Origin of the sequence: Natronomonas gomsonensis (assembly GCF_024300825.1) — an archaeon.
Classification (GTDB): domain Archaea; phylum Halobacteriota; class Halobacteria; order Halobacteriales; family Haloarculaceae; genus Natronomonas; species Natronomonas gomsonensis.
The window spans coordinates 858,587-883,291 of sequence record NZ_CP101323.1; the positions used below are offsets into that span (position 1 = coordinate 858,587).

The following is a 24,705-nucleotide window of genomic DNA, read 5'->3' on the forward strand; positions in this document are numbered from 1 at the left end:
CTTCGGGTGTTTATTTGTGGTCGGCGGTCCGCCTTGGCGTATGGTCTTGGATACGATTATGTACACCCTCCACACGGCCTTCGCGTCGCTGTGGGCTGGGTCAGTCCTGTTCGTCGTCGCCGCCGTCCATCCGCTCGCGATGAACGGGGATATCTCCCCCGAGAACTTCGGCAGTATCGTCTCGAAACTCCAGTGGGTGACGCGACTCAGTGTCCTCGTGACGTTCCTCACGGGCGGCCACCTCGCGGGAACGCTGTACTCCGTCGAATCGCTGACCGGAAGCGGGAGCGGCCACCTCGTCCTCACGATGCTGGCGCTGTGGCTGGCGCTCGCTGCGGTCGTCGAAATCGGCAGCGCTCGCGCACAGCGCGGTATCGAGTCGGGGAAAATCCGCGAACCGGCCCGCGACGCCCGCCCGTTCTACCTCGCCGCCGCCGTCCTCGCCGCCGGTCTGCTCGTCGTCGCCGGTCTCTTGGGTGTGGCCAGCCGATACGGCCTCCCCTTCTAGGGAATCCGAACCTCGTTTTCCAGCGTTCCGACGCCCTCGACGGTCACCTCGACCGTGTCGCCGTCCTCCAACGGGCCGACGCCCTCGGGTGTCCCCGTCGAAATCACGTCGCCCGCTTCGAGCGTTATATACGTCGTAATCTCCTCGATGAGTTCCGGCACCGAGAAGATGAACTGCTCTCGGGAGGAGTCCTGTCGGAGTTCGCCGTTGACCCGACACTGGACGGCGGCGTCCTCCGGCACCTCGTCGGGCGAGGCCACCACCGGACCGATTGGTGCAGCGTCGTCGAAGGCCTTCCCTCGGACCCAGTTGGTCTCGACGGACTGGTCGTCGCGATTCGAGAGGTCGTTCACGCAGGTGTACCCCGCGATGACCGACTCGGCGTCGTCGGCGTCGACGTTCCGACAGCGATCGCCGATGACGACGCCCAACTCCGCCTCGTAGTCGAGTCGCTGCTTGTCGGGCAGCAACTCGACGGTCTGGCCGTGGCTGGCGACCGCGTTCGGCGGTTTGAGGAACAGAAGCGGACGGTCAGGGACCTCCTTGCCCTGTTCGGCCGCGTGGTCGGCGTAGTTGAGGCCGACGCAGACGATTTTCGAGGGGTCACACGGCGGCAGTATCTCGACCTCGTCGGCGGTGACCGTCTCCTCGCCGAGGTCGATTCGCCCCTCGTCGACGGGGTAGGCATCGATTTCACCGCCCTCGTCGTCGGTCCATTCGCCGCGGCGCACCGTCCCTTCGGAGTCGCGGAATCGGACGTATCTCATGTGGGCGTCCGACGGCCGGCCGTGGCTTAAGCGTTCGCGGTTCGAGCTCGGCCCCATGCTTTTGCGGGGCGGCAACGAACGCCAACCATGCGAGTCGGCCTGTTCGCGGCCCACGAACAGCACGCACCGACAACGCTGTTAGCGCACGCCAGCGCCGCCGAAGCAGTCGGCTTCGACAGCGTCTGGACGAGCGACCACTTTCACCCGTGGTGGCACACGGACGCCCACTGCGGGGCGGCATGGCCGTGGCTCGGGGCGGCACTGGAGCGCACCGACGAAGTGGCCTTCAGCACCGGCGTCACGCCGCCAATCGGGCGGTATCATCCCGGTCTAATCGCCCAGACGTTCGCCACCCTCGGCGCGATGTACCCCGGCCGAATCCGGCTGACGCTGGCGACGGGCGAGGCGATGAACGAGAAACCGCTCGGCTACGAGTGGCCCGACTACCCCGAGCGCAAGGCGCGACTCGTCGACGCCTGCGAAATAATCGACCGGCTGTGGGACGGTGGCTTCCACGACTACGACGGCCATCATTGGACGCTCGATTCCGCGCGACTGTACACCCTGCCCGATGAGCGCGTTCCGCTGTACGTCGCTGGGAACGGGCCACAAACCGCCGAAGTCGCCGGGCGCTACGCCGACGGGTTCCTCACCTTGGTCGACCCCGAGACGTACGAGTCCGAACTCCTGCCGGCGTTGGAACGCGGCGCGGCCGAGGCCGGTCGGGACCCCGATGACATCGACCGGATTCGGCAGTTCACGGTCGCATACGGCGACGACCCCGAAGCCTGCCGTGAGGCCGCCGGCTTTTGGCGCGGAACGGTCGCCGTCGACTTCGACGACGGCGTCGCGGACCCCAGGGAAATCGAACGACAGGGCCGTGAGGTACCCCTCTCGGAACTCGACGAGTGGGGACTGATTACGACAGATATCGAGGAGGTACTCGCGGAAATCGAACGGCACGAAGCGGCCGGCTTCGACGAAATCGAGTTCCTCTCGTCGTCGCCGGACCAAGAGGCGTTCATCGAGGCACTCGGCGAGTACCTGTGACCGTCCGTCTCCGACTCCGACATCACGTTTTTCTCGTCGGCAACTGCAAGCCCCGCTGTGTAGGAGCGTTCGCCGAGTTGCTGTGTCTGGCGTTAAATTACAGCGGCTTCCGCATCTCGCGGTGCGGGATACCCGCGTCTTCGAACTCCTCGCTTGTCACCTCGTAGCCGAGTCGCTCGTAGAACTCGACGACCGGGACTTGGGCATGGAGGACGACCTCCTCGTAGCCACGGTCGGCCGCCTCCGCTTCGAGTGTTTCCATCAGCGCCCGGCCGAGGCCGGTTCCGCGGTGTGATTCGACGACGGCGACCCGTTCGGCCTTCGCCGTCGTCTCGTCGTAGGCACGCATCCGTGCCGCCCCGACCGCCGTTCCCTCGTCGGTCGCGAGGAAGTGTATCGCCTCGTCGTCTTTGCCGTCGAGTTCCCTGTGTTCGGGGACGCCCTGTTCGTCGATGAACACTTCGCGACGGACAGCGAGGGCGTCGTCCAGTTCACTGTCGGTTTCGACCCGGCGAACGTCCATACGCGAGGCGTGTGTGCCGAGCGGCCTGACGTTTCCGGTCGCCGTCTGCGACCGCGGTGGACACCCATGCTTAATACGCTGACGGGAGTACTCCGAGGCGCAATGGAACTCACCTGGTACGGCCACTCGACGTGGCATGTTGCGGTCGACGGAACCGACCTGCTCATCGACCCGTTCTTCGAGAACCCGAAGACGGACACCGACCCCGAGGAGGTAGACGCCGATTACGTCCTGTTGACCCACGGCCACGCCGACCACATCGGCGACGCCGACCGCTTCTCGGGAGCGACGCTGGTCGCCGTGCCCGAACTCGTCAGTTATGCCGAGGACAACTTCGGCTACGAGGACGCCGTCGGGGGGATGGGGATGAACCTCGGAGGAACCGTCGAGTGCGGCGATGCGTGGGTGACGATGGTTCGGGCCGACCACACCAACGGCATCGAAACCGACTACGGTGCCTCGGCGGGGATGCCGGCCGGTTTCGTCATCAGCGACAAGAAGCCGACACAGGAGTCCGACCCCGACACCACCACGTTCTATCACGCCGGCGACACCAGTCTCATGGTCGAGATGCGCGAGGTCATCGCCCCGTTCCTCGAACCCGACTTCGCGGCACTTCCCGCCGGTGACCACTTCACGATGGGGCCGGCCCAAGCCGCCATCGCGGCCGACTGGCTCGATGTCGACTACGCCTGCCCGATGCACTACGACACGTTCCCGCCGATAGAAATCGATACGGAGGACTTCGAGCGTGAACTGAAGGCCACGGGTGCCGGCGCCGAGGCAGTCATCCTCGACGGCGACGAGTCCTACACGCTGTAGGCGGTCGAGCGCTACACCGACTTTTTATACTCGCCGTCCGATTGTTCGTCCGCAATGGCTGACATCGAGACCACTACCGTCAACGAGGAGAAGTTTCACGCACTGAGCCGAGCCGGCGATTTCGAGTTGAGCATCGACGCCACTGGGTCCGACGGCCCCACACCGAACGAGGTACTCGTCGCCGACTACGCTTCCTGTTTCAGTTTCGCCTGCCGCGCGGGCGCCCAGCGGGAACTCGACATCGACCTCGGTAAAATCGAAGCCGAGGCCGAAGCCGCCCTCGACGACGATGACGACCTCGAATCCATCGCCTTCCACCTCCACATCGAAGCGGACCTCGACGACGAGCAAGTCGAGAACGTCATCGAGTTGGGCGAGGAAATCTGTCACGTCCACGCGGCACTCCGAGAGGGACTCCGCGCCGATATCGACGTGACTGCCGACGCTTTCTAACGCGGCGTTCTCGGCCCCGTCTCAGAACTGCTTGAGATTCTGGAGGTCGTGTTCGGTTCGGGCGAACTCCGAGAGCCGTCTGCTCGCGTGACAGTTCGGGCAGTGGAACGTCCGGCCGGGGTCGGGCAACTCGCTCGGGGAATCCTGCCAATTCTTACCACACTCGGGACACAACAGTCGGACGTACGTTTCCATACCTCCGGGAACGGCGGGCAGGTATGAAAACCTTTGTCACGAATCAGTCGTCCACGACGACCGCCGGTGCGAGCGTCTCGTTGATTCGGCGGCCGTACTCGCTTGCGTCGATATCGCCGGAGACGTAGGCGCTTGCCCACGCTGCGTCGGCATACCACGTCAGCGTTCGGTCGGCGTAGGCGATGCTGTCGAGTTTCTCGACGTTCCACCCCTCACCGACCCGTTCGGCGAAGGCAACGGCGACGGCGCCGAGGTCGTCGCCGACGCTGTCACTGTCGTACTCCACCGAGACCACGCCCGAATCCAGCGCAAGTGCCTCGAGCGTGACACCGCGGGATTCGACGTCGTCACGGAACGCCGCCCTGTGGTCGACATCGTCGCCGAGACAGCCGGCGAGGGCCGCCGTCGCCGCAGTACCCGAACCGACGATGAACTCCCGTCGTCGCATACGCTACGCTAGGGACGGTTAGTAAAAGCGATTGAAAACGTTTCACGCCGCGAATCGAGCGATGAATCCGAACCGGGGTTAGGCCGTAACCACGTCGCCAGCCTCCAGCAACTCCTTGTATCGGTTTCGGATGGTGACCTCGGAGATATCGGCCACCTCGCTTACGTCGCTTTGTGTGACCTTCTCGTTGCAGAGCAGGGCGGCGGCGTACACCGAGGCGGCAGCCAGACCGACCGGCGACTTCCCCGAGAGGATGCCGTCCTCGCGGGCGGCCTCGATGAGTTCGCGGGCGCGACGTTCGACCTCGTCGGGGAGGTCGAGGTCGCTGACGAACCGCGGGATGTAGCTCTCGGGGTCCGCCGGCTTGACCTCGAGGTTCAACTCGCGGATGATGTAGCGATACGTCCGCGTGAGCTCCATCTTGTCGACGCGGGAGACGCGCTCTACCTCGTCGAGGCTGCGGGGGACGCCGGCCTGTCGGGCGGCGGCGTACAGCGACGCCGTGGCCACGCCCTCGATGGAGCGGCCGGGCAGGAGGTTGTCCTGCAGCGCTCGGCGGTAGATGACGCTGGCCGTCTCGCGGACATTCTCGGGGAGGCCAAGGGCGCTCGCCATGCGGTCGATTTCGCCGAGTGCCTGCTTGAGGTTGCGCTCCTTCGAATCCCGCGTGCGGAACCGCTCGTTCCAGGTGCGAAGTCGCTGCATCTTCTGGCGCTGACGACTCGACAGGGAGTTGCCGTAGGCGTCTTTGTCCTGCCAACCGATGTTCGTCGACAGGCCCTTGTCGTGCATCATCTTCGTCGTCGGCGCGCCGACACGGGATTTGCTGTCTTTTTCGGCCGAATCGAAGGCGCGCCACTCCGGTCCGCGGTCGATTTCGTCCTCCTCGACGACCAGTCCGCACTCGCTGCAGACTGTCTCGCCGTGTTCGGTGTCGGATTCGAGTCGGGCGCCACACTCCGGACACACTGTCGTGTCTTCGTGCTCGTGTTCGTCGGCTCGCTCGGTCGTCGTCTCGGTACTTCGCTCGTCGGTGTAGGTTCGGATGCTTGTATCGCTCATTGTGGATGGGTTACGCCCGTCTCCGGAGGTGGAAAACCCGAAGAAATCCGGTATCGGACTGTTGCTAACAGTATGTTAGTTCGAAAGGTACTTAAACCTTTCGCAGGTGTGTGGCTCGAATACACCGATATCGGGCAGTACAGGCAGTATTGTGTGTTACCGAATGTCGTGTGTTACACCTTGCCCAACGATTGTTAGTGATAAATGTTGCTACGAACGATGGGCTCCACATGAAATACGCCACGGCGGCCGGTCCGCCGTTTCCGAGTCGGACGCGGTGTCGCGTCCGTCGTCAGTTCAGTCGACGAGCGGCCAGCACCGAGCCGAGGATGGCCAACAGCGCGACGACTGCACCGAAGCCGGCGCCGTCGGCGCTGGAGTCGCCGTCGGTTTCGGTCATGTCGTCCATGCTGTCCGTCTCGCCCATGTCGTCGTCTTCGACCGTCAGCGAGGCGTCGTCGAGGACGATGTCACCGCCTTCCGTGGTGTAGGGACTGTCCTCACCGCCTTCGGTGTCGACGAAGTCGTACTCCTGATTGCCGTTCGTGTCGAGGTGCGGCATCGCGACGGCGGTGCCGTCCTCCTCGTACGGCGTATCCAGGCTGACCTCGATGTCGGAGTGGTCCCCGGATTCGAGGTACTCACTGGTGCCACGGACGCTGTCGAACGTCGCACCGTCTAGGAGCGTCCCGTCGTGAATCGTCACGAAGCCACCCTGCGAGAGGGAGGCGCTGTCGACCGTGACGGAGTTGCCGTCGGTCGTCTGGTCGGAGATGGAGACGCTCGCCTCCGGAACCGCCGTCACCGTCGCGGGAGCCACGTTAGCGCTTCCAGCGACAGTGTACGGGGCGTCGTCCGCGCCCTCACTGGTGACGAAGTCGTAGGCTTCGTTGCCGTTGGTGTCGAGGTGCGGCATCGCAACGAAGGTGTCCTCGCCGCCGGGTACCTCGTCGACGGGGACGCTGACGTTCTCGTGCGTGCCCGGACCGAGGTACTCGCTGGTGCCGCGGACGCTGTCGAAGACAGCGCCGTCGAGTACCGTCGAGTCGTGGAGCGTGACGAAGCCACCGTTGTGCAGCGTGACGCTGTCGACGGTGACGGTGTCGGAAACGTCCTCCTGACCGGTGAACGTCACCTGTGCCTGCACGCTCGCTCGGTAGGTGTCGATAACTGCGCCGCCGTTGGCAGTGTAGGGGCCGTCCTCGGCGCCTTCACTGCTCACGAAGTCGTACTCCTCGTTATCGTTGGTGTCCCGGTGGGCCATCGGGATGGCCGTCTGGGAGGTCTTCATCGGTTCGTCCAAGGTGACCTCCACGTCGGAGTGGAACCCGGCTTCGAGGTACTCGCTGGTGCCACGGACGCTGTCGAACGTCGCCCCGCCGAGCAGCGAGGGGTCGTGAATCGTCACGAAGCCGCCCTCCGAGAGGTCGACGTGGTGGACCGTCACGGTGTTGCCGTTGGATTCCTGCTGGGAACCGGAGACCAGCGCCGAAACCGTCGCGTTGGCGGTGTCGACGACGGCGTCACCGGAGTCGGTCGTGTACGGACCGTCCTGTTGGCCCTCACTGTCCGGGAAGTCGTACGCTTCGTTGTCGTTGGTGTCCTTGTGAGCCATCGGGACGAGCGTGTCGTCCTCTTCGAGCGGCTCGTCCAGCGTCACGTGGATGTCCTTGTGCGTGCCGGGTTCGAGGTACTCGCTCGTGCCGCGGATGCTGTCGAAGACATCGCCGTCGAGCACCGTCGAGTCGTGAACCGTCACGAACCCGCCGTTCGGCAGGAACGCTTCGTCGACAACGACGAAGTTCCCGCCCGTTGAGGTGTCGTTCATCGAGACGCTGGCCTCGTCCGTCGGCGTCACTGCCGCCGTGTCGACCACAATGTCGAAGTCGGAGTTGGGGTCTTCGAACGGCCCGTCCGCGTCGCCCTCGCTGGTGACGAAGTCGTACTCGCCGTTGTCGTTGGTGTCCTTGTGCGGCATCGGGATGATGGTGTCCTCGTTGTCGAGTTCATCGTCGAGTTCGACACGAACGTCCTCGTGGACGCCCGCAGAGAGAACGCCGCTGACGCCGCGGACGCTGTCGAAGGTGTTGCCGTCCAGAAGCGAACTGTCGTGAATCGCAACGAAGCCGCTCTCGGAGAGTTCGACGCGGTCGACGGAGACCGACGAGCCGCCGGTCGACTGGTCGGACATGGCCACCGTCGCGGTGGTGGTCACGTTCGCGCTATCGATGACGATGTCGCCGTCCTCGTTCGTCGAGGGGCCGTCTTCCTCGCCGCCGCTGGAGACGAACTCGTAGGTTCGGTCGCCGTCGGTGTCGAGGTGCGGCATCGCGATGAGCGTCTCGTCGTCTTCGAGCGGTTCGTCCAGCGTCACGGTGACGTTGCTGTGATTGCCTGCCTCGAGGTAGCCGGACGTGCCACGAACGCTCGTGAGCACCGCCTCGCCGCCGTCGTTAAGGCTGGAGTCGTGAATCGCGACGAACCCACCTTCGGGCAGGTACACGTCGTCGACGACGACCGTGTGGCCGCCGCTCGTCTGGTCTGAAATCGATGCTGAAGCCACGTGGTTTGCCGACACGACGCCCACTCCCGCGGTCGCGACGCTTGCGACCATGAGCAGAGTCATGACGACTGCACCTATGCGTCGATGCATATCACACCGTTCCGGGACGTATAAAAAGGCGTTTGCCGAACTGCCACCCAAATTCGACCCACAGCCGTCCGAATTGCGGGGTTCTGGGCCGGTTTTGATGGTGATGTGAGAACTCTCGTCGCGAGCGGGTTAGTAAAAACGTACTGGCCGAACAGCGCGAAACGTTAGATGGTCGGAGCAGGTCGGCAGTGGGTCAGTCCCACGTAACCCACGTGAGAAACGCGAGTCCGCCGAACTCGAAGACGCGGAGGGTTGCGAGTGCGAGTTGGGCGGGGTACGGAACCATGTTGGGGTCGTGAATCCACGCCGAGAGGCCGGCGTGGAAGATGAACAGGTACGCGGCCAGCGCGTTCTCGCCGAGGAGGAACACGCCGAACAGGACGAGTCCGAGGGTGTGTTTCGACCGGAGTTCCCACCAGTTGCCACCCCACACGTACAGCAGGGCACCCAACAGGAGGATGTTCAGGACGGCAAACACCTGTACGATACTGACGAGCACTATGAACCACCTAACTTATCGACGTACATATACTCTTACCCAAATTCCGCCCATACTCAGATTACCTTCCCGATTATCTCCTCGACGGTGTCCCAGTGGACGCGTGCGGACTCCGTCGGGAGATACACTTTCCCGTAGTCGTCGCCGCTGTCGGTGACGACGTTGTTCTCCTCGAGGACATCGAGATGGTGCCGAACCGTCTTGTAATCCAACTCGAGGTCCTCAGCCAACTGGTTGGCGTTTCGCGGCCGCTCGTCGAGTGCACGCAGAATACGGGCGCGATTGGCGCCGCCGCGCGTGCCCGAGAGTACGTACCAGAGGGCCGCCTCCATTAGCGACACCCACACATCCGAATGACGTAAAATAGGGGGGTATCACTTCGATGTCATACGGTGAAGAGATGTCCCTCGGTGGGGACCTCGAAGACGCCGATTCGGGCGCCGGCGTCCATCCAGCCGTGACCGTAGGAGAAGGAGGCCAAGGCGTTGACCAAATCGTCTTCTTCCCGGAAGTGCCGGCCGTCCTCCAGATACGACCGAGCCATCTCCTCGAACTCCTCGCCGGCCTCGTGTAGGGGCGTCCCCTCTTGGGCGGCGATGTCGGCGGCGTCCAGCGCCGCCGCCAGCAGTTCCTCGTAACGGTTCGTCTTCTCTTCGAGGTCTGCAGCCATACGGTGGCCGTCGCGGCGAAAGAACAAAAACGGCGAGGTCGAGGGCCGAACGTCGGTACTCGCCAGTTACAACTCCTCGCTTGAGCCGAGGGGGCCGCCGAGACGTTCTTCGACCTCCTCTTCGAGTTTGAACCGCTGGACCTTCTGGGTGGCCGACCGCGGCAGTTCGTCGACGAAGAATATCCGTCGTGGGTGGGCGTACGTCGCGACGTGGTCGAGGCTGAATTCGCGGAGTTCCTCCTCGCTGCGGTCGGCGCCCTCCTCAAGGACGACGAATGCGACCGGCGCTTCGCCTTTGATTTCGTGGGGAGCGCCGACGACGGCGGCCTCAGCTACGTCGGGGTGTTCGTAGAGAGCGTCCTCGACTTCCGCCGGGTAGATGTTCTCCCCGCCGGCGATTATCATGTCGTCGGCGCGGTCGACCATCCAGAAGTAGCCGTCCTGGTCGACGCGGGCGATGTCCTCGGTGTAGAAGAAGCCCTCGTCGTCGAAGACGGCGGCGGTCTTCTCGGGGCGGTTGTAGTAGCCCTCGAAGACGGTCGCCGACCGAATCGCGATTTCGCCGGTGACCTGCTCCTCATCGGAGAAGTCGATGGCGTCGTCGGGGTTCGGTTCGAGGTCGTCCGTCGAGATGCGTGTCTCGCGGGTGTCGGGGTCGACCAACTTGATTTCGATGTTCCGCAGCGCCGGGCCGATACAGCCGGCGGATTTCCGGACGCCGCGAGAGGGTTCGACACAGCCGGCCGGGCCTGTCTCGGTCATCCCCCAGCCTTCGGTCATCGGGACGCCCCACGCCTCCTCGATGGTGCGTCGGGTGTCGTCGGCCAGCGGTGCGGCCGCACAGATGACATCGGTCAGCGACTCCATGTCGTAGGCGTCGGGGTCCTGTCGGTACACCTGCCACATCATGTTGTACAGCGCGGGGACGCCGGCGAAGTTGGTGACGTCGTTGTCCGAGATGGTCTGCAGAATCATGTTCGGGTCCGGCCGCGGAATCATGTGCATCTCCGCGCCGTTGTAGAGGTAGGTTCCCTGAATGGCGTTGAGCGCGTAGATGTGGAACAGCGGCAACACGAGGACGATGCTGTCGTCGGGGTCGATTGGGAGTCCGCCCTTCGCGTAGGATTCGATGGTCGAAAGGAGGTTCTCGTGGGTCAGAAGCACCCCTTTCGGCTTGCCGGTCGTGCCGGAAGTGTAGGGTTGGCAGGCCACGTCGTCGAAATCACGGTCAACGGTGTCGAACTCGTCGTCGGCCTCGGCGACGGCCTGGGAGTAGTTGACGACGCCGTCGTCGCTCACACCGGAGACGTAGACGTTCGAGACGCCAGCGTTACCGGCGAGTTCCGTCGGACCGGTGATACGCCCGTCTTCGGTGTCCATTCCGCCGGCCAACAGCGGGGAACCAATCATATGGTCTACGTCCGCGTCCTGGAGGACGAACTCCAGGGTGTTCGGGTCCATCCGGAGGTTCAGCGGAACCGGAATCGCCCCCGCTTTGATGGAACCGAAGTACGACTCGGGGAACTGGTCGGTGTTGGGGATGTAGAGGCCGACGCGGTCGCCCGGTTCGACGCCGTTGTCGACGAGCACGTTCGCGACGCTGTTGGCCGAGGCCTCCAGTTCGTTGAAGGTGGTCTCCTGACCCATGAACGTGACAGCGGTCTTCTCGCCGTAACGGTCGGCGGCCATCGAAGGGAGGTCGCCCATATTCCGCAATGGTGCACCGTTATAGTGTTCCATGGTAGCGTCCGCAACTCCGAAGCACGCCTATTAAAGATACTCCCGGCTAAAATCGGTGGAATCCCGTACCTATCGGGCGTCTTCGGAGTGCCGTGTTCGGACCGCCGTGACGGGCGGGTTACAGCGTTCCCGCGACGTAGCCGACGGCCGCGGTCGCGGCGACGCCCAACACGAGCAGTCCGTAATTGGCTATCGGGTTCGACGCCCGCGCGATACTGACCGAGAAATCGGTGCCCGACAGCGGCCACAGGAGCGGAACGCCGGCGGGCGTGAGCGCGTCCGCAAGCAGGTGAGAGCCGACGCCGACGATGGCGACGACTGCCCCGAGTCCGGCCGCCAACACGGGGTCGACGCCGACCCGCTGTCCCACGAGGAACCCCGAACCGCCGAGGGTCGCCGTGACGGCACTCAGGAACAGCAGCGTGTGGGTGATGCCGCGGTGTTCCAGAAACGGCACGCGGAGGTCGTAGTCGGGGAGCCGCGAGAGTCCGACCGAGCCGATACAGCCGGCGATGGCGACACCGGGGTCGACCGACAGCAACAGGAACCCGACGGGCGCGTAGACAAGCAGTGCAGCGCCGTAGTGCCCCGTTTTGTACATACCCCCCGTTCGGCGCCGGGAGGGAAGAACCTGTATATCGGCCGCCCCACGAGAGGGGTATGGCACTCGATGTTTTCGGTCCGTTTCTGATTCCCGCCGGCCTGTTTTTTCTCGGCGTCGTCTTCTACGGCGTCGTCGTGCTGTTGGGACGGCTCCGCGACGATGACGACTACCGCACCGACGAGTAAACCCATCGACATCGGGGGATCAGTTTTACCGACGGGAGACGAGTGACAACTATGGGCGACGATGCGATGGGCCGGTTTCCGGTCCCCGACCACAAGGAGTTACCGGAAGACATCCGCGAGCGAATCGAAGAAGAGACCGAACAGGCCGGTTTCACGCCGAACGTCTTCGAGGGCTTCGCCTACAAGCCGAGTCACTTCCGGGCGTTCTTCGCATATCACGACGCGCTGACCGAGGACACGCCGCTGGAACGCGAAGAGATAGAGATGCTCATCGTCACCGTCTCGGGCGTCAACGACTGTCTGTACTGCGTCGTCGGCCACGGGGCCCTGCTTCGCATCTTTGCCAGCGCGCCGAAACTCGCCGACCAACTGGCGACGAACCACCGCACCGCCGACCTCTCGGAACAGCACCGCGAGATGCTCGACTTCGCGGTGAAACTGACCGAGGAACCAGGACGCGTCGACGACGACGACATCGAAGCGCTCCGGGACGTCGGGTTCTCCCAAGAGGAGATTTGGGACATCGGCAGCGTCGTCTCGGTGTTCAACCTCTCGAACCGGATGGCGACGTTCGCCGACATGCGCCCCAACGACGAATTCTACGGGATGGGTCGCTGACGGCACCGAAGCGCGGGGTTCATACTCCCGGCCCCGTTACGCCGAGGTAGATGCGCGTCGAGACGCTGGGAGACGGCGACCCCGAAGTTGCTATCGTCGGTGGAATACACGGCGACGAGCCGTGCGGCCCGAACGCCGTCGATGACCTCCTCGAAGCCGACCTCGAAATCCAGCGACCGGTGAAACTCATCGTCGCAAACGAAGAGGCGCTCGAAGAGGGCGTCCGCTACCTCGAAGAGGACCTCAACCGCGCCTTCCCCGGCGACCCCGACGCCGACACCCACGAAGGGCGACTGGCACACGAACTACTACGGGAGATTCGCGGCTGTGACATCCTTTCGCTGCACTCGACGCAATCGTACGCCGCCCCCTTCGCACTCGTCGACGAGATGGACGGCTACGCCCGGTCGGTGTGTCCGTACCTCTCCGTCGAGGCCGTCGTCGAAACCGCCGGCTACAGCACCGGCCGGCTCATCGCCTACCCGAACGTCGTCGAGTTAGAGTGTGGCATCCAGCGGTCGGCGGCCGCCACCGAGAACGCCAAACAACTCGCCCGGGAGTTCCTCGTCGCGACGGGCGTCCTCTCGGGAGAGACCGGAAACGGCCGACACCACCCGCTTCCGGTGTTCAGACTGGAACGGCAGATTCCGAAACCCGCCGGCGAACGCTACGAGGTGTTCGTCGAGAACTTCGAGCGCGTCGCGGAGGACGAGGCAATCGCCGCCGTCGACGGCGAGGAGCTGTTCTCCGAGACGCCGTTTTACCCCATTCTCCTGTCGGCCTACGGCTACGAGAACGAGTTCGGCTACGCCGGCGACCTAGTGGGTCGACTCGACGGCGACGAACCCGCGGTTCCGGCCCGAGAGAGCGCCTCGGCCCGCGCCGACGGCCGGAACCGGTAGCTAGTACCACGTCCCGCCGGCGTCGACGGCGATTTCCTGTGCGGTCACCTTCCGAGCGTTCGGCCCCGCGAGGTAGGCCACCTGTTCGGCCACGTCTGATTTCGGAATGTAGAACTCCGGCAGTGCGAAGTCGTCGGGGCCGATGCTCGCCGGTTCGGCGTTCTCGACGGAGGCGAGTTCGGCCTGTTTTGCGACGACTTCCTCGATGCGGTCGCCCTCGACTGGTCCCGGGAGGACGCTGTTTACCGTCACGTCGTCGCGGCCGAGTTCGTAGGCGAGCGTCCGTGTCAGTCCGATGAGGCCCATCTTCGAGGCGGCGTACGGCGAGCGGTTCGGGTACGGCCGCTTTCCGCCGATAGAGGCGATGTTGACGACGCTTCCCTGCTTGCTGTCGCGGAGATGCGGTGCGGCGTGTTTCACACAACTCAGCGCGCCGGCGACGTTGACCGCCTGTACATCGAGGAACTCCTCGGTGTCGACGCGGTCGAAGGGTTCGACCGGGCCGGCGACGCCGGCATTGTTGACCACGCAATCGAGGCCGCCGAACCGCTCGACGGTCGCCTCGATTGCGGCTTCGACGCTGTCTTCCTCGGTTACGTCGCACTCCACAGCCAGCGCCTGTTCCTCGCCGATGGTCTCGGCGGTTTCGTAGATGCCGTCGCTCCGTGCGGCGACGGCGACGTTCGCGCCGCAGTCGGCGAACGTTTCGGCGATTTCGCGTCCAATTCCCCCGCTTGCACCCGTGACAAAGGCAGTGACGTTCGATAGCACACGGCGGCACGCGGCGCCGTCGAACAAAAACGTTCGGCTACTCCTCGTCGGCGGCGAACTCCACGAGGGTCAACTCGCGGTCGAGCATGCAGTAGTCGTGGGGCGGGTCCCCGACGACTTCGGTAATCTGGTACTCCTCGTCGAACTCCGCGCCGGCGGGTTCACAGAACTCGTGGCTCGGACATTCGGTGTATGGGCAGGGGCCGGCGAGTTCGGCCTTGCTGCCGGCGTAGGCGGCGTTCGTGGGGACGTTCGCCAACACAGGCGCCGGTTCGACCTCGACGGCGGTGACGCCGGTGTCGTGGACGGCACACTCAAGCGTCCCCGAATCCCGGACGCCGGTCACGCGGTAGCGGCGCCCCTCGGTGAGGTTGAGACACTGCTCGCGGTAGGGACAGCCCTCACAGGCTGTGGATTCGCCGCCGTAGACGAACTCGGTGCCCACCTCCGCGAGCCGTTCGCCGATGAGCGTGACCTTCGACATGTGTCGTCCTTTCCCCGGTGACGTGTTAAGGCCGTCGGCGGCTACGTATCGCGTCCGGTCAACTCGTCGAGTTTCTCGAAGTACCGCTCCCGCGGCACCTGATACAGTCCCCGGTAGTCGATGTCGCCGTCGGCGAACCGATGGGTCAGTTCGACGGCGCCGTCCAGCGCCGCCGAGCGGGTGTCGTAGGCGTCGGGGTCGCGGTTCACCTCGGGTTCCAGATACAGCGTCACCATCCACGGCGCGTTCGGCGGGAGGTTGCGGTTGCCCTCCGGCCGGCGGTTCCGTCGACCGCGCGTAACGTAGACCGTCGGCAGACACGCTGCGGGGAACTCGCTGCCATTGAACACGTCGGGGCGGTAGGCGAGGATGACCCGAGCGTCCTCGGCGTTCCACACCTGCCAGCCGTCGCCGAGCGCCGCCTCCTCGAGCATACCGTCACTTCGAACTCGGCCCCTATCAGCCCCTCGGTTTATAAACCGCGTCAGTCGCTCGTCTGACGAAGGGTGAATCGAATCCAAGGATTCCGGTGTCTGTTGCTGGTTTTACGGCGCCGGTTCGACCGTGTCGTGTGTCAACTCCAGACAAGATTTATGTGTTAGCAGCACTCATATATAAGATAGTATCGGTGGCGCCGTCGCCACATGCCGCTCCGACCGTGTCGTTGTGCTCCGAGGCCGCCGACCGGAATCGGGTCGTGGTATGTGGTGACGTACCGAGCCATCGAGACGACGGCCAGACGGCCAGCCCGGCCCCGCCGGGTGGGATGCGTGAGCGTCCCCGTGATAGAATGAGCGATATGGAAACACTCGAGGAACTCAGCAAGGAGTACAGAAGCTCGATTCCATCGGACCTCCGCGAGACGCGGTCGTTCGACTGGTATCTCGAAGAACTGTACGACAGCCCGAAAATCGCCCGCAACGCCCACCAGCGGGTCGCGGACATGTTCGACTACTACGGCACGTCGTACGACGAGGACGCCGGCGTCGTCGAGTACGAACTCGCCTCCGAGGACCCGCTCGGTAACGGCGAGAACACCTTCTACGGCCGCGTCATTCACGAGGCCATCCACGAGTTCGTCAACAAGGTGAAATCGGGGGCCCGCGGACTCGGGCCGGAGAAACGCATCAAACTGCTGCTCGGCCCCGTCGGCTCCGGGAAGTCCGACTTCGACCGACAGGTCCGACAGTACTACGAGGACTACACCACCCGCGAGGAGGGGCGGCTGTACACCTTCCGGTGGACCGGGCTCTGTGACGTACTCAGAGACCAAGACCCCGCAGACGACGTGGTTCGCTCGCCGATGAATCAGGACCCGGTCGTGTTGCTCCCGCTGGAACAGCGCGAGGGCGTCATCGAGGACGTAAACGACAGACTCGACGCACCCTACACCATCCGCAACGAGCAGGCGCTGGACCCGGCGAGCGAGTTCTACATGGACAAACTGCTGGAGTACTACGACGACGACCTCCAGTCGGTGTTGGAGAACCACATCGAAATCGTCCGTCTCATCGCCGACGAGAACAAACGGCAGGCCATCGAGACGTTCGAACCGAAAGACAAGAAGAACCAGGACGAAACCGAGTTGACCGGGGACGTCAACTACTCGAAAATCGCCGTCTACGGCGAGTCCGACCCCCGTGCCTTCGACTACTCGGGGGCGTTCTGTAACGCCAACCGCGGCATCTTCTCCGGGGAGGAGTTGCTCAAACTCCAGCGGGAGTTCCTCTATGATTTCCTGCACGCCACACAGGAACAGACCATCAAGCCGAAGAACAACCCCCGAATCGACATCGACCAGGTCATCGTCGGTCGGACGAACATGCCCGAGTACCGCGACAAGAAGGGCGACGAGAAGATGGAGGCGTTCAACGACCGGACGAAGCGAATCGACTTCCCCTACGTCCTCCAGTACGAGGAGGAGGCGAAAATCTACCGCAAGATGCTGAAGAACGCCGACGTGCCCGATATGCACGTCGAGCCACACACCTTGGAGATGGCGGGGTTGTTCGGCGTCCTCACCCGCATCGAGGAACCCGACGGCGGCACCGTCTCGGTCGTCCAGAAGGCGAAAGCCTACAACGGCGAAATCGACGAAGCCGAGGACATCGACGTGAAGAAACTGCGGGACGAGGCCGAAAACGTCGCCGACATCGGCGAGGGGATGGACGGCGTCTCGCCGCGGTTCATCGGCGACGAAATCGCCGAGGCGCTGATGGACTCGATGCACAGAAATCGGATGTTCCTCTCGCCGTTGACGACGTTCAACCACTTAGAGGAGAACCTCGAAAACCACGGCTCCATCCCTGCGGAGAACTTCGAGACCTACTACCGCTATCTCGAAGTGGTGCGCGAGGAGTACAAAGAACGCGCCATCGAGGACGTCCGACACGCCCTGGCCTACGACTTAGACGAAATCCAGCGGCAGGGCGAGAAGTACATGGACCACGTGATGGCCTACATCGACGACGACACCGTCGAAGACGAAATCACGGGCCGTGAGCAGGAACCAGACGAGAAGTTCCTGCGGGACGTCGAGGAGAAACTCAACGTCCCCGAGGACCGCAAGGACGACTTCCGACAGGAAGTCTCCAACTGGGTCTCCCGGCGCGCCCGTGAGGGTGACACGTTCAATCCGCAGGACAACGACCGCCTCCGCCGTGCGCTGGAGCGAAAACTCTGGGAGGACAAGAAACACAACATCAACTTCTCGGCGCTGGTCTCCAGCGGCGACTTAGACGACGAGGAGCGCAACGCCTGGGTCGACGCCCTCGAAGAACAGGGGTACAGCACCGAGGGCGCAAAGGAAGTCCTCGAGTTCGCCGGCGCGGAGGTGGCCAAAGCCGAGATGGAAGGCGAGGAATGACCGGACGGGAGTACATCGACCGCGCCGACGACGCCCTCCGGGAGACGTACGAACCGCCGATGTCGCTTTCGGAGTACGTCGAGACGGTCTTCGAGAATCCACGAACGGCGGCCCACGCCTCGAAGTACCTGCTCGAAGCCATCGAGGCCGCCGGTACCCGAACCGTCGTCGAGGAGGGCGAACGCAAAGAGCGGTATCGCTTCTTCGACGACCCGCACAACGACGGCGAACACGCCATCCTCGGCAACACCGAGGTGTTGAACGCCTTCGTCGACGACCTCCGGTCCATCGCGGCCCGTCGAGGCAAAGACGAGAAGATACTGTGGCTCGACGGCCCGACGGCGACCGGCAAGTCCGAACTCAAACGCTGTCTCGTCAACGGACTCCGGGAGTACTCCAAGACCGAAGCCGGCCGGCGCTACACCGTCGAGTGGAACGTCTCCGGGGCCGACAGTTCCCCGGGGATGACCTACGGCGACACGCCCGCGCCCGACGAGGACGACTGGTACCCCTCGCCCGTGCAGGCCCACCCGCTGTCGGTGTTTCCCGAGTCTGTGCGGGAGGAACTGCTCGCCGACCTCAACGACGCCTTGGACGACCACATCCCCGTCCACCTCGACGCCCGCTTGGACCCCTTCAGTCGGGAGGCCTACGACCACCTCGAAGAGCAGTACCGCCGACAGGACACCGAGGACCTGTTCTCGGCGGTGGCTGACGAGAATCACCTCCGGGTGAAGAACTTCGTCGTCGACGTGGGACAGGGAATTGGCGTCCTCCACAGCGAGGACGACGGCACCCCGAAGGAGCGCCTCGTCGGCTCGTGGATGGCCGGCATGCTCCAGCGACTCGACTCACGCGGCCGGAAGAACCCGCAGGCGTTCAGTTACGACGGCGTCCTCTCACAGGGCAACGGCCTGCTGACCATCGTCGAGGACGCCGCCCAACACGCCGACCTGTTGCAGAAACTGCTGAACGTCCCCGACGAAGGGACCGTGAAACTCGACAAGGGAATCGGGATGGACATCGACACCCAGATGATTATCATCTCGAATCCCGACCTCGAAGCGCAGTTGAACCAACACGCCGAACGTGAGGGACAGGACCCACTGAAGGCGCTGAAGCGCCGCCTCGACAAACACGAGTTCAGCTACCTGACGAACCTCTCGCTGGAGGCCGAACTCCTCCAGCGTGAGTTGACGAACGAGACCGACATCTGGGAAGCCGACAGCTACGAGCGACTGGAAGAGCGGATTCGCCAGCCCGTCACGATTTCGGTGCGGAACAGCGCCGGCGAGGTGCGGGAGCGCGAACTCGCACCGCACGCCATCGAGGCCGCGGCGCTGTATGCGGTCGTCTCGCGACTCGACGCCGAGTCGCTGCCGCCCGGCCTCGATTTGGTCGACAAGGCGCTCGTCTACGACCGCGGCTACCTCCAGGACGGCGACGAGCGCCGCTACAAAGAGGAGTTGGACTTCGGCACGCCCGACGACGGCGACGGCGGTATTCCGGTGACGTACACCCGCGACATCGTCGCGGATTTGCTGTACGAGGACACCGAGCGCTTCCACGCCGAGTTGCCGGTCGAGGACGTCATCATGCCGCGTGACCTGTTGAACGCGATGGCGGGGCGCTTCGAGGATGCCCCCGTCTTTTCGAGCAGCGAGCGCACGGAGTACGAGAACCGCCTCGTCCCGGTCAAGAACCACGTCTTCGGCCGGCAGGAACAGGACGTCATCGACGCCATCATGCGCGAAAAGCGCGTCGACGAGGCGACCGTCGAGGAGTACATCGAACACGTCTACGCGTGGGTCGAAGACGAACAGATAGAGAACGACCGCGGAGAACTCGAAGAACCCGACCCGCTGAAGATGAAGGTGTTCGAAATCGAGCACCTCGGCCGGTTCGACGAGGCGGATTACGACGGCGCCGAACCGACCGAGGGCGTCGAGCGGTTCCGCGCCGAGAAGATAATCACGGCGTTGAACCGCCACGCGTGGCGGAACCGCGACGACGAGTTCCGCGTCTCCGACGTGGACCCCCGAGAGATTCCCGTCATCGAGACGGTGCTGGGGAGCCACGACTGGGATGACGTGCGACGCACCCACGAGGACCTCGACCCCAGCCAGTGGGACGACCCGCCGTCGGGCACCGACACGGAGACGGTCAAGGAGGAGACGATTCGGAACCTCCAGGAGATGTTCGGCTACTCGCCGGCCTCCGCGGAGTTGACCAGCAGACACGTCATGGGACAGGTGAGTTACCGATGGGACTGAGGGACGACCTCGACCGCTTCCGTGAGGTCGGCGAGGCCAAGCGACAGGACCTCTCGGAGTTCATCCAGTACGGCGATTTGGGACAGTCCCGCCCCGACGAGGTGAAGATACCAATCAAAATCGTCGACCTCCCGGAGTTCGTCTACGACCCTCGCGAGCAGGGTGGCGTCGGCAAGGGCCAGGGCGGGACGCCCGACGTGGGCGACCCCGTCGGACAGCCCGAACCGCAACCCGGAGACGGCGACGACGATGGCGACGGTGACGAACCAGGCGAGGAGGGCGGTGAACACGAATACTACGAGATGGACCCCGAGGAGTTCGCCCAGGAACTCGACGAGGAACTCGGCTTGGACCTCGAACCGAAGGGCAAGAAGGTCATCGAGGAGAAGGAGGGCGACTTCACGGACATGACCCGAACCGGACCCGCCTCGACGCTGGACTTCGAGCGACTGTTCAAAGAGGGTTTGAAGCGGAAACTCGCGATGGACTTCGACGGCGAGTACGTCACTGAGGCCCTCCGCGTCGACGGTTGGGGGCCGGCGAAGGTCTTCGAGTGGGCCAGAGCCAACCACATCCCCGTCTCGCGGCCGTGGATAGCCGACGCCTACGAGTCGATTCCGGCCGACGAGCGGGACCGCTGGTCGTCCATCGAGGAGATGGAGCAAAACGTCGACGAGGAGTCGACTGCCGCCCGCATCCGACGGGAGGGGGTCAAAGAAATCCCGTTCCGACGCGAGGACGAACGCTACCGCTACCCGGAAATCATCGAGGAACGGGAGAAGAACGTCGTCGTCGTGAACATCCGCGACGTGTCGGGGTCGATGCGCCAATCGAAGCGCGAACTCGTCGAACGGACGTTCACGCCGCTGGACTGGTATCTGACGGGCAAGTACGACAACGCCGAGTTCGTCTACATCGCCCACGACGCCGACGCCTGGGAGGTCGAACGCGAGGAGTTCTTCGGCATCCGGTCGGGCGGCGGGACCCGCATCTCCAGTGCCTACGAACTCGCGGCGGCGGTTCTCGAAGAGCGCTACCCCTGGAGCGAGTGGAACCGCTACGTCTTCGCCGCGGGCGACTCGGAGAACTCCTCGAACGACACCGAACAGAACGTGATTCCGCTGATGGAGGAGATTCCGGCGAACCTCCACGCCTACGTCGAGACCCAACCCTCGGGCAACGCCATCAACGCGACCCATGCCCAAGAGGTCGAGAGCCACTTCGAGGACTCGGACAACGTCGCCGTCGCCTACGTCCAGAGTCCCGACGACGTGGTCGACGCCATCTACACCATCCTCAGCACGGAGGCAAACGAATGAGCACCGACGACCGACTCGAAAAGCAGCGTATCGCCGATGACCTCGAAGAGCCGGCCCGAGAGGCCAACCGCCTCGCGCGGAAACTCGGCTTGGACCCCTTCGACGTGAACTACTGGGTCGTCGACTACGACGAGATGAACGAACTCATCGCCTACGGCGGCTTCCAGTCGCGATACCCACACTGGCGGTGGGGGATGGGTTACGACCGCCAGCGGAAACAGCGGCAGTTCCTCGGCGGGAAGGCCTTCGAAATCGTCAACAACGACGACCCCTCGAACGCCTTCCTGCAGGAGTCCAACGAGATGGCAGACCAGAAGGCCGTCATCACCCACGTTGAGGCCCACGCGGACTTCTTCAAGAACAACGAGTGGTTCCGGCTGTTCGGCACCTCGCCCGACGCCGCGGCGATGCTTGAACGGCACGGCGAAACCGTCGCCGAGTACATGGAGGACCCCGACATCTCCCGGGAGGCCGTCGAGGAGTGGATAGACCACGTCCTCTGTCTGGAGGACAACATCGACCAGCATCGGGCGTTCACGACGGCCGAGGGGTGGACCGAAGACGGCGAGATGCCCGAGGACCTCGCGGAGAACCTCGAGGAACTCGACCTCTCCGAGGAGGTCCGCAAACAGGTGTTCTCCGAGGAGTGGCTCGACGCGATGGCCGACGACGGCGACGGCCCGACGTTCCCCGCCGAACCCGAAAAGGACATCCTCGCGTTCCTGCGTGCCCACGGGAAGGCCTACGACGACGACGCCGAGAAGGCCACCGACTACGAGGAGTGGCAACGGGAGATACTCGAGTTGCTGCGGAAGGAATCGTACTACTTCGCCCCCCAGAAGATGACGAAGGTCATGAACGAAGGATGGGCCTCCTACTGGGAGTCGAAGATGATGGCCGGCGAGCGCTTCGCCGCCGCCGACGAGTTCGTCTCCTACGCCGACCACATGGCACAGGTGTTGGGCTCGCCGGGACTGAATCCCTACAAACTCGGCTTGGAGCTGTGGCAGTACATCGAGAACCGACGGAACCGACGAGAGGTCGTCGAACACCTGCTCCGCGTCGAGGGCGTGACCTGGCGGAACTTCGCCGACACCGTCGACCTCGATGCGATTCTGGAGTCACTGGAACCGGACGAACTCGTCGCCGACCCGGTCGCACACCTCGATTCCCTCGACCCCGAGGACCCACGCATCGACGCCGGCGCGCTCGAAGCGGCGCGAGCGGGTGACATCGACGCCGAGACGTACCCCTGGAAACTGCTCTCCTACGAGGGATTGGCCGAGCGTCACTACTCGCTCGTCCGACCGCAGAGTCGCGGGTTCCTCAAGCGGATTTCTCAGGAGGAACTGGAACGCACCTCGCGATACCTCTTCGACACCGATCGGTACGCCACGGTCGAGGAAGCCGTCGAAGCGGTCGACCGCGCCGCCGGCTGGGACCGGATGCGCGAGGTCCGGGAGAGTCACAACGACGTGACCTTCCTCGACGAGTTCCTCACCGACGAGTTCGTCGACGACAACGACTACTTCACCTACGAGTACACCCACACGACGCGGGATTTCCGTGTGACCTCGACCGACGCCGAGGACGTAAAAAAGAAGCTCATGCTGCAGTTCACGAACTTCGGGAAGCCGACCATCGCGGTCCACGACGGCAACTACCGGAACCGCAACGAACTGCTCCTCGCCCACCACTACAACGGCGTCGGGCTGGAGTTGACCGAGGCCAAACAGACGCTCGAACGCGTCTTCGAGTTGTGGGGCCGGCCCGTCGCGCTGAAGACCATCGTGAAGGAAATCGACGAACACGACATTGAGGTCGCTCGCCGTCGGGACCGCGAACCCGAACCGACCGAACAGGGGAAACTCATCCGCTTCGACGGCGACTCCTTCGAGGAGGAGGAACTGGACGACGAGGAGATAGCCGACATCAGGGCGACCGAAGTGGACTACAACACCAAACCCGACGAGTGGCTCTGAGCGACGCCCGGTCGTCTACAGTCAGGGTTGCTCGGCATCGGTGAGGGTAAACGCCGTCGGGACGCCTTCCCCCGACCCCGATTCTCGGGTGATACGCGTGGGAGTTCCACGGTGAAGACGCTCCCATTGGAGTCACTCGCCGTGAGTTCGATGCGCCCCCGGTAGTTCTCGACGAGTTTTCCGACGAGATACAGTCCGATGCCGTGGTCCGGTTGACCCGTCTCGGGGCGGGTGAAAAGCGTTTCAGCCGCAGTATCGGGAATACCCGACCCGTTGTCGGCAATCTCGATTCGGACCGTCTCCGAAGTCGTCGTCACGGTGACCGTGACGACCGGTATCTCGCTGTCGTTGTGTTCGACGGCGTTCGACAGCAGATTCCCGAACACACGACGGAGAAGGCGGTCTGCCGGAACGAAGACGTCGTCCGGAATCGAGGCGTCTATTTCAGCAGTGTCGTACGTCCGGTCGGCCTTTTTTACTTCCTCTCGAAGTATCTCCGAGAGGTTCACCGGGTCGAAAGTCGCGGTGCCGTGGGTCGCATCGAGCAAGACCCGAACGTCCTGTATGACTTGGGACATATCCTGGCTCTGTTCCTGTATCGTCTCGCCGTACTCGTGTGAACGGCTCTCGGATGGGTGTTCTTCCTGAAGCAGTGACGCGTAGCCACTGATGACGTTAACTGAGTTCAACACTTCGTGTCGGAGCAGACTGTTGAGGTATTCGAGAAGGTCACGCTGGGCTTCGAGGTGTTCTGCCTGCAGTTCTGCCCGTTCGGCCTCTATCGCGCTGTCGACTGCTCGTGCTTCGCTGATACCGATTGCGACGCCGATGCCGAGTCCGATTGCCACCGCCCACCGGAGCCAACCGACGAGCAACCACGTGGCGTCGACAGTGAAGACAACAATCATCGCGCCGTTGATAACAAGGGACGCCACGAGACCGGCGACGCCCCATATCCCGACGCGACGGTATCTTCGCGGGGATATCGAACTTTTCGTGAGCCAGTAACCGGCATACCCGACGCCGATGACGAATGGAAGCGAGGTGGCCACCCCAACGAGGTACTCACCGGTGAAGATTATCGGGTCCACGCCAGTGAGGGACTCGATGTATCGGAACCGACCGAGCGCCTCCAAGATGACGACAAACAGGAGGGCCCCGCTGGCCGCAACGAGTGCCTGTGGCACCCGGCTCTCGGACAGCGAAGACTCCTCATCCATTGGGTCCGTTTTTCACGACGGGTGTGGTAAAGTGTATCGGCCGTGACGTGAACTGAACCGATTCGGGGTTACACAGGAGGTAACTTCTTAG

Annotated in this window: 26 protein-coding genes; 11 read left to right on the plus strand and 15 right to left on the minus strand. The window is 63.7% G+C overall.

Annotated features, from left to right (window positions below):
• Positions 1-40: 40 nt before the first annotated feature.
• Positions 41-508: a transporter gene (locus NMP98_RS04785; protein ID WP_254860412.1), complete on the plus strand. Its 468-nt coding sequence runs from the start codon at positions 41-43 to the stop codon at positions 506-508.
• Here NMP98_RS04785 and NMP98_RS04790 read toward each other — a convergent pair.
• Positions 505-1,275, minus strand: a complete 771-nt coding sequence (locus NMP98_RS04790) for a fumarylacetoacetate hydrolase family protein (RefSeq protein ID WP_254860413.1) — start codon at positions 1,273-1,275, stop codon at positions 505-507. The two genes, NMP98_RS04785 and NMP98_RS04790, sit on opposite strands and share 4 nt — an antisense overlap.
• An 87-nt stretch (positions 1,276-1,362) precedes the next feature.
• On the opposite strand from NMP98_RS04790, the gene NMP98_RS04795 reads away from it, so the two are divergent.
• Positions 1,363-2,325, plus strand: a complete 963-nt coding sequence (locus NMP98_RS04795) for a TIGR03557 family F420-dependent LLM class oxidoreductase (protein WP_254860414.1) — start codon at positions 1,363-1,365, stop codon at positions 2,323-2,325.
• Positions 2,326-2,422: 97 nt separating this feature from the next.
• Here the strand turns inward: NMP98_RS04795 and NMP98_RS04800 are convergent, their stop codons facing one another.
• Complete coding sequence (locus tag NMP98_RS04800) at positions 2,423-2,848, minus strand: GNAT family N-acetyltransferase (protein WP_254860415.1); 426 nt, start codon at positions 2,846-2,848, stop codon at positions 2,423-2,425.
• 102 nt (positions 2,849-2,950) lie between these two features.
• On the opposite strand from NMP98_RS04800, the gene NMP98_RS04805 reads away from it, so the two are divergent.
• On the plus strand, positions 2,951-3,670 hold the full coding sequence (locus NMP98_RS04805; protein WP_254860416.1) for a metal-dependent hydrolase: 720 nt from the start codon (positions 2,951-2,953) through the stop codon (positions 3,668-3,670).
• A 54-nt stretch (positions 3,671-3,724) separates the two neighbouring features.
• On the plus strand, positions 3,725-4,123 hold the full coding sequence (locus NMP98_RS04810) for an OsmC family protein (protein ID WP_254860417.1): 399 nt from the start codon (positions 3,725-3,727) through the stop codon (positions 4,121-4,123).
• Between the two features lie 21 nt (positions 4,124-4,144).
• Here NMP98_RS04810 and NMP98_RS04815 read toward each other — a convergent pair whose 3' ends face one another.
• The 9 genes from NMP98_RS04815 to NMP98_RS04855 form a co-directional block, all read right to left on the minus strand.
• On the minus strand, positions 4,145-4,318 hold the full coding sequence (locus NMP98_RS04815; RefSeq protein WP_178917107.1) for a DUF7836 family putative zinc-binding protein: 174 nt from the start codon (positions 4,316-4,318) through the stop codon (positions 4,145-4,147).
• Between the two features lie 43 nt (positions 4,319-4,361).
• Positions 4,362-4,766 carry a DUF8159 domain-containing protein gene (locus NMP98_RS04820; protein ID WP_254860418.1) on the minus strand — a complete coding sequence of 135 codons (405 nt, stop codon included), beginning with the start codon at positions 4,764-4,766 and terminating at the stop codon, positions 4,362-4,364.
• Positions 4,767-4,844: 78 nt separating this feature from the next.
• Positions 4,845-5,828 carry a transcription initiation factor IIB gene (locus NMP98_RS04825; protein WP_254860419.1) on the minus strand — a complete coding sequence of 328 codons (984 nt, stop codon included), beginning with the start codon at positions 5,826-5,828 and terminating at the stop codon, positions 4,845-4,847.
• Positions 5,829-6,120: 292 nt separating this feature from the next.
• Positions 6,121-8,481: a DUF7282 domain-containing protein gene (locus NMP98_RS04830; RefSeq protein ID WP_254860420.1), complete on the minus strand. Its 2,361-nt coding sequence runs from the start codon at positions 8,479-8,481 to the stop codon at positions 6,121-6,123.
• A 193-nt stretch (positions 8,482-8,674) separates the two neighbouring features.
• Positions 8,675-8,980 (minus strand): DUF8036 family membrane protein, encoded by a 306-nt coding sequence (locus tag NMP98_RS04835; RefSeq protein ID WP_254860421.1) that lies wholly within the window; start codon positions 8,978-8,980, stop codon positions 8,675-8,677.
• Between the two features lie 56 nt (positions 8,981-9,036).
• Entirely contained in the window at positions 9,037-9,312 is a 276-nt protein-coding gene (locus NMP98_RS04840; RefSeq protein ID WP_178917104.1) for an ArsR/SmtB family transcription factor, read from the minus strand.
• 53 nt (positions 9,313-9,365) lie between these two features.
• Positions 9,366-9,650, minus strand: a complete 285-nt coding sequence (locus NMP98_RS04845; protein WP_254860422.1) for a DUF357 domain-containing protein — start codon at positions 9,648-9,650, stop codon at positions 9,366-9,368.
• A 66-nt stretch (positions 9,651-9,716) separates the two neighbouring features.
• Positions 9,717-11,390: a class I adenylate-forming enzyme family protein gene (locus tag NMP98_RS04850; RefSeq protein WP_254860423.1), complete on the minus strand. Its 1,674-nt coding sequence runs from the start codon at positions 11,388-11,390 to the stop codon at positions 9,717-9,719.
• Positions 11,391-11,508: 118 nt separating this feature from the next.
• Complete coding sequence (locus NMP98_RS04855; protein WP_254860424.1) at positions 11,509-11,991, minus strand: metal-dependent hydrolase; 483 nt, start codon at positions 11,989-11,991, stop codon at positions 11,509-11,511.
• A 59-nt stretch (positions 11,992-12,050) separates the two neighbouring features.
• Between NMP98_RS04855 and NMP98_RS19420 the strand changes: the two genes are divergently transcribed.
• The 3 genes from NMP98_RS19420 to NMP98_RS04865 are packed head-to-tail and all read left to right on the plus strand — an operon-like array spanning position 12,051 to position 13,699.
• The gene (locus tag NMP98_RS19420) at positions 12,051-12,179 is read left to right on the plus strand and encodes a hypothetical protein (RefSeq protein WP_268105255.1); all 129 of its coding nucleotides are present in this window, start codon (positions 12,051-12,053) and stop codon (positions 12,177-12,179) included.
• Between the two features lie 51 nt (positions 12,180-12,230).
• Positions 12,231-12,797 (plus strand): peroxidase-related enzyme, encoded by a 567-nt coding sequence (locus NMP98_RS04860; protein ID WP_254860425.1) that lies wholly within the window; start codon positions 12,231-12,233, stop codon positions 12,795-12,797.
• A 50-nt stretch (positions 12,798-12,847) separates the two neighbouring features.
• Positions 12,848-13,699: a M14 family metallopeptidase gene (locus NMP98_RS04865; protein ID WP_254860426.1), complete on the plus strand. Its 852-nt coding sequence runs from the start codon at positions 12,848-12,850 to the stop codon at positions 13,697-13,699.
• On the opposite strand, the gene NMP98_RS04870 is transcribed toward NMP98_RS04865, so the two are convergent.
• From NMP98_RS04870 to NMP98_RS04880, 3 genes are read right to left on the minus strand one after another with little or no spacing between them, the layout of a single operon-like run.
• On the minus strand, positions 13,700-14,470 hold the full coding sequence (locus NMP98_RS04870; RefSeq protein WP_254860427.1) for an SDR family NAD(P)-dependent oxidoreductase: 771 nt from the start codon (positions 14,468-14,470) through the stop codon (positions 13,700-13,702).
• 37 nt (positions 14,471-14,507) lie between these two features.
• Positions 14,508-14,954 carry a UPF0179 family protein gene (locus tag NMP98_RS04875; RefSeq protein ID WP_254860428.1) on the minus strand — a complete coding sequence of 149 codons (447 nt, stop codon included), beginning with the start codon at positions 14,952-14,954 and terminating at the stop codon, positions 14,508-14,510.
• 41 nt (positions 14,955-14,995) lie between these two features.
• Complete coding sequence (locus NMP98_RS04880) at positions 14,996-15,388, minus strand: DUF5820 family protein (RefSeq protein ID WP_254860429.1); 393 nt, start codon at positions 15,386-15,388, stop codon at positions 14,996-14,998.
• A 356-nt stretch (positions 15,389-15,744) separates the two neighbouring features.
• On the opposite strand from NMP98_RS04880, the gene NMP98_RS04885 reads away from it, so the two are divergent.
• From NMP98_RS04885 to NMP98_RS04900, 4 genes are read left to right on the plus strand one after another with little or no spacing between them, the layout of a single operon-like run.
• Positions 15,745-17,820 carry a PrkA family serine protein kinase gene (locus NMP98_RS04885; protein ID WP_254860430.1) on the plus strand — a complete coding sequence of 692 codons (2,076 nt, stop codon included), beginning with the start codon at positions 15,745-15,747 and terminating at the stop codon, positions 17,818-17,820.
• Positions 17,817-20,093: a PrkA family serine protein kinase gene (locus tag NMP98_RS04890; protein WP_254860431.1), complete on the plus strand. Its 2,277-nt coding sequence runs from the start codon at positions 17,817-17,819 to the stop codon at positions 20,091-20,093. The genes NMP98_RS04885 and NMP98_RS04890 overlap by 4 nt, the downstream gene beginning before the upstream one ends.
• Complete coding sequence (locus NMP98_RS04895) at positions 20,084-21,412, plus strand: YeaH/YhbH family protein (RefSeq protein WP_254860432.1); 1,329 nt, start codon at positions 20,084-20,086, stop codon at positions 21,410-21,412. The genes NMP98_RS04890 and NMP98_RS04895 overlap by 10 nt, the downstream gene beginning before the upstream one ends.
• On the plus strand, positions 21,409-23,394 hold the full coding sequence (locus NMP98_RS04900; protein WP_254860433.1) for a SpoVR family protein: 1,986 nt from the start codon (positions 21,409-21,411) through the stop codon (positions 23,392-23,394). Before NMP98_RS04895 ends, NMP98_RS04900 begins: the two co-directional genes overlap by 4 nt.
• Here the strand turns inward: NMP98_RS04900 and NMP98_RS04905 are convergent.
• Entirely contained in the window at positions 23,364-24,614 is a 1,251-nt protein-coding gene (locus NMP98_RS04905; protein ID WP_254860434.1) for a sensor histidine kinase, read from the minus strand. The two genes, NMP98_RS04900 and NMP98_RS04905, sit on opposite strands and share 31 nt — an antisense overlap.
• Between the last annotated feature and the right edge of the window lie 91 nt (positions 24,615-24,705).